General features: G+C 47.8%; 13 protein-coding genes and 1 pseudogene. 6 read left to right on the forward strand and 8 right to left on the reverse strand.

The annotated features are described in order from the left end of the window. The first annotated feature begins 23 nt into the window (after positions 1–23). The 3 genes and pseudogenes from RV1423_RS23030 (at position 24) to RV1423_RS23040 (ending at position 3,812) form a co-directional block, all read left to right on the forward strand. Positions 24–829 (forward strand): annotated as a pseudogene (locus RV1423_RS23030) (oxidoreductase). A 615-nt stretch (positions 830–1,444) separates the two neighbouring features. Continuing rightward, positions 1,445–2,950: a DASS family sodium-coupled anion symporter gene (locus tag RV1423_RS23035; protein WP_034301926.1), complete on the forward strand. Its 1,506-nt coding sequence runs from the start codon at positions 1,445–1,447 to the stop codon at positions 2,948–2,950. A 76-nt stretch (positions 2,951–3,026) separates the two neighbouring features. Then, complete coding sequence (locus tag RV1423_RS23040; RefSeq protein WP_231502488.1) at positions 3,027–3,812, forward strand: hypothetical protein; 786 nt, start codon at positions 3,027–3,029, stop codon at positions 3,810–3,812. Positions 3,813–3,832: 20 nt separating this feature from the next. Here the strand turns inward: RV1423_RS23040 and RV1423_RS23045 are convergent, their stop codons facing one another. From RV1423_RS23045 to RV1423_RS23055, 3 genes are all read right to left on the reverse strand, one after another. Next, the gene (locus RV1423_RS23045) at positions 3,833–5,056 is read right to left on the reverse strand and encodes a hypothetical protein (RefSeq protein ID WP_155835226.1); all 1,224 of its coding nucleotides are present in this window, start codon (positions 5,054–5,056) and stop codon (positions 3,833–3,835) included. 27 nt (positions 5,057–5,083) lie between these two features. Next, the gene (locus tag RV1423_RS23050; protein WP_034301931.1) at positions 5,084–6,214 is read right to left on the reverse strand and encodes an FRG domain-containing protein; all 1,131 of its coding nucleotides are present in this window, start codon (positions 6,212–6,214) and stop codon (positions 5,084–5,086) included. Positions 6,215–6,324: 110 nt separating this feature from the next. Further along, a complete protein-coding gene (locus tag RV1423_RS23055) occupies positions 6,325–6,534 on the reverse strand; it encodes a hypothetical protein (RefSeq protein WP_051516877.1) in 210 nt (69 codons plus the stop codon). 181 nt (positions 6,535–6,715) lie between these two features. On the opposite strand from RV1423_RS23055, the gene RV1423_RS30055 reads away from it, so the two are divergent. Then, complete coding sequence (locus RV1423_RS30055) at positions 6,716–8,020, forward strand: hypothetical protein (protein WP_155835227.1); 1,305 nt, start codon at positions 6,716–6,718, stop codon at positions 8,018–8,020. Between the two features lie 188 nt (positions 8,021–8,208). Here the strand turns inward: RV1423_RS30055 and RV1423_RS23070 are convergent, their stop codons facing one another. Next, a complete protein-coding gene (locus RV1423_RS23070; protein ID WP_034301937.1) occupies positions 8,209–8,472 on the reverse strand; it encodes a DUF1640 domain-containing protein in 264 nt (87 codons plus the stop codon). A gap of 306 nt (positions 8,473–8,778) precedes the next feature. Here RV1423_RS23070 and fnr point away from each other — a divergent pair, with 306 nt between their 5' ends. Both fnr and RV1423_RS23080 read left to right on the forward strand, forming a co-directional pair. Next, complete coding sequence (gene fnr, locus RV1423_RS23075; protein ID WP_034301939.1) at positions 8,779–9,519, forward strand: fumarate/nitrate reduction transcriptional regulator Fnr; 741 nt, start codon at positions 8,779–8,781, stop codon at positions 9,517–9,519. A gap of 63 nt (positions 9,520–9,582) precedes the next feature. Beyond that, positions 9,583–9,828 carry a hypothetical protein gene (locus RV1423_RS23080; protein ID WP_034301940.1) on the forward strand — a complete coding sequence of 82 codons (246 nt, stop codon included), beginning with the start codon at positions 9,583–9,585 and terminating at the stop codon, positions 9,826–9,828. 246 nt (positions 9,829–10,074) lie between these two features. On the opposite strand, the gene RV1423_RS23085 is transcribed toward RV1423_RS23080, so the two are convergent. From RV1423_RS23085 to RV1423_RS23100, 4 genes are all read right to left on the reverse strand, one after another. Continuing rightward, on the reverse strand, positions 10,075–10,359 hold the full coding sequence (locus RV1423_RS23085) for a DUF1640 domain-containing protein (RefSeq protein ID WP_034301943.1): 285 nt from the start codon (positions 10,357–10,359) through the stop codon (positions 10,075–10,077). 38 nt (positions 10,360–10,397) lie between these two features. After that, positions 10,398–10,802, reverse strand: coding sequence for a hypothetical protein (locus tag RV1423_RS23090; RefSeq protein WP_051516878.1), 405 nt, complete (start codon positions 10,800–10,802; stop codon positions 10,398–10,400). 270 nt (positions 10,803–11,072) lie between these two features. Further along, on the reverse strand, positions 11,073–13,427 hold the full coding sequence (locus tag RV1423_RS23095; protein WP_034301945.1) for a restriction endonuclease: 2,355 nt from the start codon (positions 13,425–13,427) through the stop codon (positions 11,073–11,075). A 78-nt stretch (positions 13,428–13,505) separates the two neighbouring features. Then, the gene (locus RV1423_RS23100) at positions 13,506–14,540 is read right to left on the reverse strand and encodes a DNA-binding protein (RefSeq protein ID WP_034301948.1); all 1,035 of its coding nucleotides are present in this window, start codon (positions 14,538–14,540) and stop codon (positions 13,506–13,508) included. Positions 14,541–14,640: the final 100 nt, after the last annotated feature.

The raw sequence follows: 14,640 nt of genomic DNA on the forward strand, positions 1-14,640 counted from the left end.
CCCACATCACACGAAAGATCACCATGTTGAATTCTAAAGTTGCAGTCATTACTGGAGTCACGTCTGGCATCGGACGGGCTGCGGCGAGGGAGTTTGTAAATCGTGGTTGCCAGGTCTTTGGTACAGTCCGCAATCCGGCAACTGCGCAGGCTATCCCCGGCGTCACCCTCATCAATATGGACGTCCGCGATGAAGCTTCCATTCAGAGCGGTATGGACAGCATCATTGCGCAGGCTGGCCGAATTGACGTACTAGTCAACAGCGCAGGAGTCACCTTGCTCGGTGCAGTAGAAGAAACCTCGATTGCAGAGGCCCAACTGCTCTTCGATACCAATCTCTTTGGTCTCCTGCGCACCACCAAGACAGTGCTCCCCTATATGCGCGGACAAGGTTCAGGTCGCATCGTCAATATCAGTTCGGTGTTGGGATTTTTGCCGGCACCGTACATGGCGCTCTATTCCGCCTCCAAACATGCAGTTGAGGGATTCTCCGAAACGCTGGACCATGAAGTCCGTCAATTTGGCGTTCGGGTCACGCTGGTGGAGCCGTCCTTCACGAAAACCAACATGGATGCGAACGCGCCGCAGACGGCGATGCGGATTTCCGATTACGACAAGGATCTGAGCATCGTTTCGCGGGCCATCCAGCAGAATGTTCAAAAGGCACCCGATCCAACTGGGGTTGCCTCGACCATTGCCGACGCAAGTCTGAATCCGTGGAAAATGAGGCCCCCCCTAAAGGCGAAGCATCGCTGTTGGCGAAGCTTCGCCGGTTTATGCCTGCGGGCCCTGTCGAAAAAGGGTTGAGAAAGACGTTTGGACTTACTTGATGGGAGCCCCCGCAGAAGTTCCTTTCGCCTGACTTTCCGAAGGCGTTTGTGGTGGATGGGACACCAGCATCGGCGCGTCTCCCCGGCTTCGACAGCGTACTCAAGATGCCATGGTATACGGACAAGCAGCAACAATATCAAAGCCTGACAAGGCCCGCACAACAGTCTTTGCGCAGCCGTACCGAACGGCATTCCTCGCTGAAATGGGAAATGGAGACACTGGCATGAATCGACGAAACTTTCTACAAGCTGCTGTCCTAGGCACAATGACTGGCGCCACTGTGTCGTCCTTTGCGGAGGGGAAGGGCGTGGCATCTTCACTTCCGTTGCCGATCTCAAGAAAAAACTCATGCGTTACATCCGCAAGTACAACGAGAAACCTATGCCCGTGAAGTGGAAATACTTCGACACGAGCAAACGCATCACTACTGAATCGACCGTTACAGGACACTAACTCCTCTCACGGGACGTAATTACAGAAGTTGATATACCTCAAAGCAGAGAACCAGCAATTGCCGCATAGTCGTGACCATGCCGACCTGCACAGGTTAGACATGGTTAGCCCGGATCAGCATCCATCCCTGCTGTCGTGCAATTCTCAAAAGGTTTTCCACAATGCTTGCACACTTAAAAAGAACATTCCGCTACTTCAATCAGGCGGTGCCTTTTCGCTTGGTACCTGCATTGATTACCAGTGTGGTATTAATCTCACTGCTTCTGATTCCTGCGCCCGATGGGCTGACCCCCAAAGCCTGGGGGCTGGTTGCCATCTTCCTGACCACGATTGTGGCGATTATTCTGAAAGTAATGCCGATCGGTGTCATGGCCATGATGGCCATCGTGATTGTTTCCTTTTCGCAGGTCACTGCAAGCTCATCCAAGGCCGCCATGGCCGACGCGCTCAGTAGCTTTTCCAGTCCCTTGATCTGGTTGATTGTCGTTGCCATTCTGATTTCCCGCGGTTTGAAGAAAACCGGTCTGGGTAGTCGGATCGGTTTAATCTTCATTGCACTACTTGGCGCGCGGACCATCGGTATCGGTTACGGTCTGACGCTCTGTGAGTTGGTGCTGGCACCATTCACTCCGAGTAATACCGCCCGCGGTGGCGGTATCGTCCATCCCATCATGCTTTCCATCGCCAATGCCTTCGAATCAGACCCGGCACATGGGACCGAAAGGAAGGTAGGGACTTACCTAGCGCTGGTAAACTATCACGCCAACCCAATTACGTCTGCCATGTTTCTGACCGCGACAGCTCCAAATCCGCTGGTGGTGGACTATGTGGCCAAAGTAACTCAACAGAATTTTCACCTGTCCTGGGCCACCTGGGCAACGTGTATGCTGTTACCAGGCCTGGTGTGTCTGCTGCTCATGCCAATGGTAATCTATATGCTGGCACCACCGCAGGTGAAAACAACCCCCAATGCAATCGACTATGCGCGCACTGAATTGGCCAGGATGGGGCCATTGGCGCCGAAGGAGAAGGTTATGTTGGGAACCTTTGCCATATTGCTGGTGTTATGGGCCAATGTTCCAGCCATGCTGTTCGGCCAAGCCTTCAATCTTGATCCTACCGTTGTTGCTTTTCTTGGCTTGTTTGCACTGATCATTACCGGCACCATCGATTGGGACGACGTCCTTTCAGAGAAAAGTGCCTGGGATACATTGGTGTGGTTTGGGGCCTTGGTGATGATGGCTGAGCAATTGAACAAGATGGGTGTCATCAACTGGTTTTCTGATGGCATGAAGAACCTGATTGTCGCCAGCGGCATGCCATGGACATCAATTGCGCTAGTGCTGTTGCTGGTGTTTGTGTTCTCGCATTATTTTTTTGCCAGCACGACCGCCCACGTTAGTGCCATGCTGCTTGCATTTCTAACTGTTGGCGCGCAACTGCTGCCAGCCCATTACTTGATTCCATTCATGCTGCTGATGACAGCAGGATCGGCCATCATGATGACACTGACGCATTACGCTACTGGCACATCTCCAATCATCTTCGGCAGTGGCTATGTCTCGCTGGGCCTGTGGTGGCGTGTCGGTTTTGTGATGTGCGTGATCGAATTGCTGATTTTCGGTGTCATCGGCGGCCTTTGGTGGAAGCTACTTGGTTATTGGTAAAAGACGGTCACCCGCAGTACACCGGCCGCTTTTAATGTAACGTGGGTCGGGCAATGGCAATGCGCCGGTCCAGTCGGTGGAATATCGCAGTTCAGGTGTCATTTTTGATTTGTCGCCAGAGATGGAAGTAACCGTCTACTGCGAAAAACACTTTATAGGCCCGGCTCCGACCGGAGAAAAGCGTACTAAGCGCGGCGAGTCAGAGAACCGTGAGCGTAACGAATCGGTAGCGGGGAGGGCGGCGAAGAAGAGGGTGCGCCAAGCCTGCAAGACCATCGGTGCTGATCGCATGATCACGTTGACGTACCGGGCGAATATGACCGACCGCGAAACGGCCTTGAAGCATTGGGACAGATTCCGGCGACGTATGCGCAAATACAGAGAATTCCACTACGTGGCCGTTATTGAGGAGCAAGAGCGCGGCGCGTTGCATTTCCGTGTGGCCGTGAATGGTCGCCAGTCCTATCACTTGCTGCGTTCGATCTGGTCGAGCATTGTTGGCGTCGATGAGCAAGGGCGCTCAATGTCGAACATCGATGTGCGCAATCCAACCAAATTCGGATTTGGAAAAGAGGGCGTACATAAACTGGCTGCGTACATCGCCAAGTACTGCGCAAAAGAAATGGATTGTCGCGAACTAGATCAGAAGCGTTATTTCGCGTCGAGAGGAATTCCCAAGCCGGAGGTACAAAGCTGGCCTATCGCTAGCGTTACGTCTCTTGGTGCCGTGCAAACGGCGTTTGCTATTGCCGCATCAGGCCTGCTTGATGGCGCACAGTTTTGGTATAACAAAGCACTCGATGTGATTTGGATAGCGACAGCTCCGAACTCTATTCGATATCAGGAAACCGCGCCATTTTAATTGAAGGAGTGTTTTGCTTACTATTCTTGTAGCAATTCTCTTCGCATTCTTTCTCTATTTTTTGAACGAAAATTTCTAGCCCACTTTCTGGTGAGGGTGTCTGTAGTTCTGTCTAAATCGAGGAAGAATTCGTTTGTAAATTTAGGCGTTAATTTTACTTGTTGAGATAGATGTTTATATTTATTCGGGCATGCGTCTATACCGGGATTTACTATGTCTAGCGTTCTTGTCACATCTTTAGCTAACCATTTAGCAATCACGCTGTCGATATGATCGTCTCCGAAACCATAGCCGATGCAAATTAGCTCTGATATTTGATGTAGGTAATCTTCAAAGAGTGGCAAAAATTCTTTTGGGGCAAGTTGTAGTGACTGCCGTGTAAATTTTTCGCCACCGCTGAGAATTGTGTCTCGAAGAAATTGAATCTCTCCCTGACTATCCAAGTGTACGTGCTCGTTTCTAGTATGTACCTTGCTTTTTAATGATATGTCGCGGTTGATCTTTTCGATATGGTCCAGCTGATTTACGTAGAAGTTTGGATCATTAGCATGAGGGGCAATTTTTAGAAAACTCAATTCATCACCAACACCAAAGATATCGAGCGAACCATGTAGTTTTATGAGGTTGATTCCGTCTTCTCCGGGTCTGAAAAAATCATAGTCGTTGTTGCTAATGGCAATACGAGATAGCTTCTCAAAATTTACTTCATGTCCTTTTTCAGTATCGCTATTAATCTCGATAGTAAGTTTTTCTTTGAATCCGCTTTTAATAGGGATGGAATATTTTGCGGATAGTATCTCTATCATGATGTCGTGGTTTAGAGAAAATATCCACAGAGGTCTATTTTTTTTAAGTAAGACTTTTATACCTTCATAGTCATCCAATGCTGCTTGTGCAAAGAGGGAATTTTTTATTTGTCTTTCTACTAAAAGCCCTTGTATAGCCTGGCAAAGAAAGAGATATATGGAATGCCATTCATTGCGAACATTCTGGTCCACCTCTCCGTTATAGCGAGATTGAATTGCTCCGATTATGTTCTCGTAATGCCGACTTTTATCTTTTAATAGCTCGTGCAAAAAAAGGACTGTGTGATCACGCCATCCGATTCCCATTGTTCGCCATCCGGCGTTAAATCGTAAAAGTTTTTCTGGCGTGAGCCATCGTCTTAGCTCTGATGTTAGTTCGATGACAATCGGCATGCCACAGTCGTATGAAGCGCCTGCGCCGAGGAATAGTGCTTGCATGGCGGTGTTCTCTATTTGTTGTCGAAGTTAAATTCTAAAATGTCGTTCTCGCATCTCTTCACAAGTACCGTCAATTCCGGGAAACAGCGAACCAGCTGTAATGCCCATAAGACTTAGCTCTGTCATGACTTTATCTCGGGCACTCCAAGGTAGGTCTACTGCTTGCAAATATTTTTTCGCTCGGTGCTGTTCAGTGCGTTCGATATATTTTTCGATGTCATCGATATTTGTTATTGTCGCTATCCCTTGTTGAGGAATTACGCGGTCATTGTTTAAAGCCATGAATTCTGAAACTGAAAAATGTTCAAGGCTAATATTTAGAAGCATTACTTGAGGAATGTCTGTGACCCAATTTTTACGATCAAAGACAAATATGCGGACGTGCTTATCCTTATTTTTTGCTTTCTTTGATTCTTCGCTTGAAATCGTTCTGAAGGCAAAGAAAGCCGCAACATAAGGTGAGTGAGTCCAATCTAAAATCGGAGTAGGGTAGCCATGATGTTGAAGCATATTAAAAAACGCTCCGTTTTGTTGAGGCACTTCTAAATTAAAAATATGCTTTGTTCTTCCGCTTAGAGTGCGATGAAGGATTTGTATATCCTCGCTCATAAACGTGAAGAGATTGGCTCGGTGTGTTCGATGAAACGAGGTACGTAAACGCCATGTCTGATTTTGACCTCTAAAAATATAACGTCGCGTCTCCAATTTATGTACGCGAGCCTTAAATTCGTCCCATGTCAATTTACTGGAATCAAGTGTTGAGTTGCCTTTTCTGGGCGCATCCAATCTGATAGTTCCAGTTTGAGCTGTATTCGTTTTCCACTGAAACGTCAGTGATGCGCTGGATCGTTTTGCATCGATGACGATTGTTTCTGGCCATGTTTTATTCGGTTTTTTTTGTTCGTATTCTGGCCACGAGTTATAACCCAGCCCTGTATTTTCGTTCAAAGGGAAATAGTTTGCTTTGGTAATAGTGAAGCGAAACTGTTTAGGAACTGGTTTTTTGAACTCTACGTTTATTTGTAGTCCGGGGTGTTCGCTGGAAAACGTATTCAAGAACATGACGCCTTTGTAATGAGTATCACAGTCGTCAAGATTTAAAATCGCTTGGCCTTTGTTTTCGCCATCTTGATAGTGTCCCGTCCATTGACCAAACATGTTTTTCCTTTATTGTTTATTTGATATGTGATTGATTATTACATGTGTATTAGGAGAGTATAAAAAAAAAGCCCCTTTCGGGGCTTTTGGTTTTTTGGAGCGTAATGCCGTCAGAAAAACGATTTCAGGACGAGGGCGGCGACGCCTGCGACGATAAGACCTAGCATCCATTTCATGAGCGTCAAATCGGTTCTGATCGGAGCCAGTTCGATTTGCAGGTCTTTTTTCGAAACCGTATCACCAGTTTCAGAAGCATTTTTGATTGCTTCAGAAATAGCTTCCGCTTGAGCTTCTGGGAGGCCACCGCCGCTTTCGATCAACCTCCCCCTTTTATTGCGACAAAGCCAAAAGAATTCGCTCTTGCTTTAGAACTTTTTTTTGTTGATTGCAACTCAATGAACATATTGGGAAGTTAACGCCGTTCCTCAAAGGCGTATCGTTTTCTTTCGTCCGCTTTTTAATTTCGTCTTTTCCTTTCAGTATTTTTTATAGGTGAGTGTTATGAATCCCTCAGTTACAATTGGACACAATCAGTCTCTGCATGCATCATTTGCCACGCCGAACGAGCCGCAATCTGCGTACGGGACCGATACACTGGACAGCATGATTTATGGTCGGCAATCGGACCGCAATATTCATGCGTCTGCGGCCGTGCTGCCTCTATTCGCCACGGCGCAAATTCCCGACGTGAAAATCGACAAGAAATTTCTGCAATATGCGCACGTCGACATGGACGCGCATGCGATTAAATTTCTGGAGGTGGGTCTGCGCGTATTCAGGCATGGACAACGCGATGACGTCATGCACGTCAAGGATAGCACTCGTAATCCCCTGCAAGCGGACTTGACCCTGCGATTTCAAAATCCTCATGTAGCGCACCGTGCCCTTTGCGCTATCGGCTTCGCCGTCAATAAGCAAAGCGGGTATGTCGAGGCAATAAAAATTGTCACTGCCCCTTTCAATGAAGCACAACTGCATATAAAACTGTCCGATTATCGGGATAGCATCCGCACGGAAGATGAGCAAGAACAACGCGCGCCCGTTAACCTGCGCGGTTCAAGACAATTCATGGATCAGCAGCAGCGGCCGGTAAGTCCACGTCCCTCGACCGATACACAAAAAGCTGGCGTAGGGGTGGAAATGCAGGATTCCAGCGGCGCCGTTGACAACCCGCAGGCGGCGTCCCTGCCCGGCGCCAATGCGGCTGACGCGCAGCCTTTTCCGCGACAGATAGTGATGTTGCAGGATGGAATACGCGTGGCTGCTCATTTGCCTGCGCGAACTGATGGCATTGACGACGTGAGACAGCAGGAGATCGACCGGGTGATGGTGGATATGCGTAACCAGGCTGCAATAGTGCTGTGGGACAAGTCTTCGCCTGAGCAGCAGAGGCAGGCCCAGTCCTTCGTCCGTGAGCGGGCCGCTCCGCAGCATTTAGCGGCTCTTCAGGAGATACAAAATATCGTAAACGCGCATGCGTCAGGACCGGAAAATGCCGGGCCATCTGAAGATGGAAGTAGGGTGGTTTTCAACGCGTTATCCGCCGAGAAGCAGCAGAAGGTGGAAACGGCAGTCATGGGCGGCATATCTTCCGATAAACAACAAACAGTCCAAAAACATCTCTACCTGCTGAGAAGCGCTCTTTCCCTTAACGCCAACCCGGAACAAAAACGCGAAGCAATGGAGATGGCAATGTTTGAGGCATCGCCACAGCAATTGGATGCGATGGCACAGGCAACCGGGGCGACTACGTTTGCTCTGTTGGTAAATAAGCTTTCGGCAATGCCGGAGGTGGCCGTTGTGTAAATTTGACAGAGTGGGATGCTGTCGCCGCCAAAAAAGCACCGTATGGTAGGAGTGTTCCCGACCGGTGTTTTACCTGTCGGCGATTGGTCTGGCCATCCACAGCGTCAACGCTAATTTCAGTTTCAATGCATGAAAGAAAAAAAAAGCCCCGATCTACGGGGCTTAGTTTTTGGATGATTGGTATTCGGTCAGTGAAAAATCTTAAACAGGATAGCGACAGTTCCGGCCAGCATAAAGCCGAGCATCCATTTAAGTAGCTCAAACTGTCCCTTGACCTCGGTGAACTTGGTTCCGACTTCAGCGCGGAACTCGTTCAAGTCTGCTTTTTTCACTAGTTCGTTGTTCATGGCTTCTGCAAGTGCTTTGGCGTGGGCTTCGGCTTGGGCGGTGGGAATGCCTGATTCCTCAAGGCGCTTCACATAGTCGTGTGTATCGAAGAAAGTTGTTGCCACGGGTTCTCCTTGGTTAGAAGTATAGCATTGATGGGGTATTAAGCAGCTTGGCTTTTGCCGTGGCTGATTTGAGGTGGTGCCGGTAGGTCATTGGGTGGCCGTATGTCTTTGAAAGCGATCACGTCAGCGCTGGCTATGCCGAGTTTGTTTCGCATGCGTCCAAGTCCGACCTGATGCATCCAGAGGTCATATTCTTGATGTAATTTGGATTGCAACCGCTCCATGTAATAATGATGAATCTGGAATAATCCCGTTCTAAGTCTTCTACGCACTTACTACGCCGACATTTTTGGGGGAAGGTAATATATGAATCAAGCTTTGCTATCAAATACATTCCTTCCCTGTGAAGATGCGGTGTTTAGAAATTGTGTCTCTTGTGGAATGCGTGAGTTATGTTTGCCGGCCGGGTTAGACGAAGAAGATACTAAATATTTGGACAGCATCATTAGTCGTCGTAAGGTATCGCGCGACAAACATCTTTATCGCACTGGGGATAGTTTTAATTCTTTGTATGCCATACGTGTTGGCCATTTCAAAACTTACCAAATATCTTCTGACGGTGGTACTCAGATTAATGGGTTCCAAATGATAGGAGATTTGTTGGGAATGGATGCAATTAATAGTAGCGCCTATCAATGCAATGCGGTTGCATTAGAGGATAGTGAGGTTTGCGAAATCCCATTTTCTAAGTTGGAAATGCTGTTTAGCCGAATGCCGTCGCTATTGCGTCATTTTCATCACATAATGAGCGAGGAGATTGTTAGTCAGCAAAATATCATTTTAGTGCTCGGTAATATGAGCGTAGAACAGCGCTTTGCTGCCTTTCTGGTGAATTTGTCAGTCCGCTATGCGGCGCGGGGCTATTCTGCGACTTGTTTTCAACTACGCATGATGCGCTCGGATATCGGCAACTATCTAGGCCTCACCTCGGAAAGTGTCAGCCGAGTGATAAGTAAACTGCGACAGAATGGTGTCATTGAGGTGCGGCACCGAGAAGTCCAGATATTGGACCCGCTTGCGTTAAGCAGACTAGCTGCTGGAATGTAAATTTATTTCGTCCCGCCGAGAAGTCGTTATTCAACTCTAGAAATTACGGAAAGGGATAAATTGATGAATCGCGACCTTAGCGAAAATATGCGTGTGGAAATAGCTGGCATCAAAGCTATTCTCTATTCATTGTGTGCAGTCCAGACTCCCGAGCAATCAAAACTCTTCCAGAATTTACTTCAGCGTCAGATTGCTACCATTCGCTCTGATCTGACAGGAACAACTGCGGCGGATGATTTCATTGAAAAAGTTATTGAGGTAATAGAGAGTTTCCGCCTTCTTGATAAACATGCTTCACAAAGACCGTAGGCCATATATTGAAATGAAATTTCAGGGCGCAACTGCTGAAGAGGTTTTTCGTTGGGCATTGGCTGATGGAATTAAGGCCTCTGAATGTGTGATTTTGATAAGTGTGATTTATGATCTTCCTCTTCATCAGGCACGCGACATCGGTCGTAAAATTTTCAGAGAACGAAGTTAGCCCGAATAGCAGTCGTTAGTGAATAATAAAAAAGCCCCTTGCGGGGCTTTAGTTTTTTTGTGCTTGGTATTTAGTCAGTGAAAAATCTTAAATAGGATAGCGACAGTCCCGGCCAGCATAAAGCCGAGCATCCATTTAAGTAGCTCAAATTGTCCTTTGACCTCGGTGAACTTGGTTTCGACTTCGGCGAATTTAGTTCTGACTTCGGCGCGGAATTCGTTCAGATCAGCTTTTTTCAATAGTTCGTTGTTCATAGCTTCTGCAAGTACTTTTGCGTGGGCTTCGGCTTGGGCGGTGGGAATGCCGGATTCCTCAAGGCGCTTTACATAGTCGTGTGTATCGAAGAAAGTTGTTGCCACGGGTTCTCCTTAGTTAAAAGTATAGCATTGATGGGAAATTAAGCGACCTGGCTGTCGCCGTGGCCGTTTTCTGGTCTCAACGGTTTGGCCGGTGGCCGTGCGCCGCTGAATTCAATAACGTCAGCGCTGACCGTGCCGAGCTTGTCGCGCATGCGTCCTAGACCGGCCTGACGCATCCACATGTCATATTCGAGGCGTTGAAGTCGCAGGATTTCAGGAATCCACCACGGCATGCGGCGTTTTCCGGCTAGCCAGAGATTGACCGAGTGTTCTGAGCGGCGCAGGCGCTTGGCGATGTCCTTAGGTAACTGGCCTTGGGCGTAGTACTGGAATTCGGTGGGATTTCCGTATCGGGTATTGGGGTAGCGCATGATCTTTTTCGAGTTTGTGGGCTTGAAAGAGGTATCGGCAACGGGGTAAAGAAATGTTGCCTTGGTGAACATTTTTGAGAATTTGCAGCATGGTAGATTTCGCATAATTTACATTATGTCAAACCGAACCCCATGTAATCTGGTGTTCATGACCGTGGCTAAGTCCATGTAGTGCTCTAACGTAAATCTATGGTGAGAAGTTACGTAAATGTATGCGCCCAATCGAAATCTGGGCGCTAGTGGATTTAACACTTACCTTTACGTCATGGGAGTACTTTCTTGTGGGCCTTGTATTACGCTGAATCAGACCCCGTAGCTGCAGAAGCTTTTGGATATAACGGTTTATCGTTCTGTCAGACTTTGAAATAATTGGTCCACATCCAAATTCTCCATCCGCTCATCAAATCTCTTTCTATCAGCAGGCAATTGCTGATCAAAATTCGCTTCTTCTTCTATTTCGCGTGCCTCTACTGTTTCTCTTAGCTGCTCTAGAACTAGACTGAAACTTATATTGAGTCTACGCCCGAGATGTTCTAGAGCCTCTATTTCATCACGTAGAATTGATAGATCCCAACCATTCTGCTGCGCTGTTACTGTAGCTTGCTTCGCGGTCTCCGCAATGACCGCGACTTCATTCGCGTAGAAGGATTTATTCACGAATGATGCGGCGTCCGCGAGAGTTTCAATTGAGACGACGTCTATAGGCCATGCGTGGTCTATTGAAAACAATTTAATTAGGCCAGAGCGGAAACTTTGCTCCGCAAGCGAGATACGTTCTGCCGGCCAACCGCTAGACTCGACTATCCATTGCTGCAACTTATATGTGGAAAACGCAATTTCAGTGTCTCCTGGAAGTGCCTCCAGTAAGTCGAACCACCCTGATTCTGTGAGCACCCTGTTATACAGTTGCTCTTGGCGATAATCTTCTGAGTCAGCAAATGTTTCTAGCTGCAACAAATACAATAGAATTTCGGCTTTGGAAAGTTCGTCATAACTCCAAGTACGCACAGGTTTTCTTTCGTCCCATCTTTGATAGTTGAAAAGCCGTCCGGCATCGATGGCTTCGCATGCAGTTGCACTAACACGCAACTTTAGCCATAGCTCTCGGGATGCGATATCCGACCTTCGCTGCATTGCTCGGGAAATTATCTGGACCTGATTTATTGTGACCGCAGCAGATATAAGCTCTTGAATCCAATGTTGATCGATCACGACACTCTCAATTAGCTCCTCGATCGAAGGATTCTGAAATTCGACAATCAAATATGCCTTGCGTCGTTCACGGGCCGGATAACGATTGCTTATCGTAAAATTCCCTTCGAGTTGGCGAAGCGCATCCTCAAATTGAAGGCGAAAATCTACACCCGAAAGAGTTGCATTCATTTTGCGAACAGATTTCTCTAGTAGACCAATTTCAGCTTGTTTTCCGAAACTCCACAAAGCCACTAAAGTTTGGCGAGCTATAGCACCAATTTCTCGGGAAAAGGGTCTTTCCCACAGCTTGGCGGGATTATCGAATTCACTCTCAAAAAACTTCAAATATTGTTCGTCGTTCAAAGCTTGACTGTTCGCGAAATTACTCACGCTCTCTACGATTCGAGGATTAAAGTGCTCATGCTTGATAACGTTACGATAAGCACCCGTTTCAACAAGTTTTCTAAGGCGAGAATCTGGTAGGTCAGAGAAATAGAGATGGTTAAAGAGCATTTGAGCTCTTTCTTGCCGCGAATATACAGCCAACGATAGCGTGTATTTGATAATGTCCCCTGCCCTAGCGTCGAGCGTACCGTGGAGGCGCTTGGCATCGGCAAAAATGTATTCTCGCGTAGTTAAGATCAACCGTAGGTTGGGTAGTCTTGCAGCCCGATCTAGAAGGGAAAGTAACGATGCATCCTCGTTCTTTCCGAACTTTTCTGTGTCAAACTGGAGTCTGCCAAGAAAATCGTCATAGACAATGACAAATTTTCGCTCTGAGCCAACGGCAGAGTGAATGACCGACCAGGCATCTTCTATGTTTCCAACGACCCATACTGGTTCAAAGCCTTCCTCCATATAGTGGCACATAAGCATACGCGCCAATGTAGTCTTGCCGATTCCTGGATTTCCGACCACCATGACGTGGTGGCGAGCCCGAAGTATATCCAACGCCCTATTTAATCCCGCGTGCACAACAAGTTTGCTGGCATATTGCCGAGTGGCTTCAAGCGTGGCTTCCGTTTGTGCAAAAATACGCGCATTCAGAACTCTTTCTAGTACTGCTGTGCTCGAAATCCAGAGTTTAAAATGTGAGCCGACTATTTCAGGATAGGCACGCAACATCTGATTTAGCTCGTCAGGTCCTACGATATCGTCTGATGACCGGATCCAGGGATCTAACGCTTGAATGATCAGTTTTTTGTTCGATGGAGTAAGTGCTACTGACGTGGAAATAATATAGCGAGCCGGCTTCAAAATAGCGAGATTCGTCAGTTCATTTTTTAAACTGCGCAAAAGGTCACTGAACTTATTCGTCGCATATCGCTTGCATTGAATAATTACGTCACCTTGGCCATCTTGAGAAAAAGCATGACGAAGATCTATTCCAGAATCTTTTCCTGTTTTGAAAGCCTCTAACCGCCAACCAAAAGCCTTTCCGAGTAAGTCAGCAGATAGCGCCTCGAAGTCGTTAGGCGCCAGAGTCATGAAGTCGTAGTACATAGCCGTAACCGAACTAAATTTTATGATCCAATTTCAATCAAGGTGCCAAAAACGTCGAACACGACTGCTTTGATACCGTTATGGGCTGCTGTTGGCGGGACTCTCACGTGCATCCAGGTAAGCCCGAAGTTCGTTTGTAAAGCCTTGTTGCGCGTCGAGTTTTGCCTGCATCGCCGCCAAAGCCAATTCCATTTCCCGATTCCGATCATTCAAATGATCCGCTTTTGACGTGGCCAGGGCAAGCTGTTCCCGCAACGCCTCGGCGTGTGCATTTTTCTCGGAAACATGCAGTTCCAGCACCTTATAATGCTGTTCAATGGCTTGCAGAGATTCGATTTTTTGGGCCAACTGATGCTGCTGCAGTTGTTGGTCGTATACCTGCTTTTGCGCATGATTAAGTTCGCCGACCAGACGTGCCGCTTCCTGGTTTAATCGGGTTACTTCATCCTGTTTGACAATGATGCTTTGCTGCAGCCGGCGCATTTCGGCTTGCAGTTGTTGCACTTGCTGCTCATGCCGACGCTGATCCTGATCGCGTTGTTCTTTTACCGACTGCCGGTAATGCTCCAAGGCTTCGCGTGCGTGCTGGTGCTTTTCTTCCAGCGATTGGCGGTGGGATTCGTTTTCGGCCAGGCGCTCCTTCAAATCGTTGACCTGTTGTTCGGCCGTGTGTCGGGCGACCGTCTCCTGCTGGAGGCTCTCTTGCAGCGCTGTTTTGGTCGTTCTTTCATGAAAGGAATCGGCCTCCAGGCGGCTTACCTGATTTTTTAATGCGATGATCGTCGCCTGCAGTTCCGCAATTGTGGCTGCGTGCTGGCGCTCCTTCTCGCCTCCAAGCGTGCGGATCTCATCGATCCGCGTATCCGCCTCACTTTGCAACTGCGCGGCTAGCCGAGCTACCAAATCCTGTAGCGCCTCGCTCAGAGAAACCCGGGTACCGACGCTGCCGGTACCGTCTTCCTCCAGTTCCTTCAAATATTTGTGAATGGTTGTTTTCGAGCCGGTATTGCCCAATGCGACGCGCACGGCGTCTACGGAGGGATTAATCCGCTGCGCGACCAAGGAATCACGCGCTTTTTTGACGTCTGACTTCAGTAATCCGCTACGGGCCATGGTACTCCAGCTCAAATAAAGTTATGTATTACGTACCACGTAATTACATACTAATTTACAATGAAATTCAATCAGTTTTGAAGTAATATTAAAATGCAAT

Origin of the sequence: Herbaspirillum sp. RV1423 (genome assembly GCF_000577615.1) — a bacterium.
Taxonomy (GTDB): Bacteria; Pseudomonadota; Gammaproteobacteria; order Burkholderiales; family Burkholderiaceae_D; genus Herbaspirillum.

Bases quoted from the DNA above. Each gene is read 5' to 3' on its own strand.
- RV1423_RS23035 (WP_034301926.1), top strand. From the start codon at position 1,445: ATGCTTGCACACTTAAAAAGAACATTCCGCTACTTCAATCAGGCGGTG.
- RV1423_RS23080 (WP_034301940.1), top strand. From the start codon at position 9,583: ATGAATCGCGACCTTAGCGAAAATATGCGTGTGGAAATAGCTGGCATC.
- RV1423_RS23045 (WP_155835226.1), bottom strand. From the start codon at position 5,056: ATGCAAGCACTATTCCTCGGCGCAGGCGCTTCATACGACTGTGGCATG.
- RV1423_RS23095 (WP_034301945.1), bottom strand. From the start codon at position 13,427: ATGTACTACGACTTCATGACTCTGGCGCCTAACGACTTCGAGGCGCTA.
- RV1423_RS30055 (WP_155835227.1), top strand. From the start codon at position 6,716: ATGAATCCCTCAGTTACAATTGGACACAATCAGTCTCTGCATGCATCA.
- RV1423_RS23050 (WP_034301931.1), bottom strand. From the start codon at position 6,214: ATGTTTGGTCAATGGACGGGACACTATCAAGATGGCGAAAACAAAGGC.
- RV1423_RS23090 (WP_051516878.1), bottom strand. From the start codon at position 10,802: ATGTTCACCAAGGCAACATTTCTTTACCCCGTTGCCGATACCTCTTTC.
- fnr (WP_034301939.1), top strand. From the start codon at position 8,779: ATGAATCAAGCTTTGCTATCAAATACATTCCTTCCCTGTGAAGATGCG.
- RV1423_RS23100 (WP_034301948.1), bottom strand. From the start codon at position 14,540: ATGGCCCGTAGCGGATTACTGAAGTCAGACGTCAAAAAAGCGCGTGAT.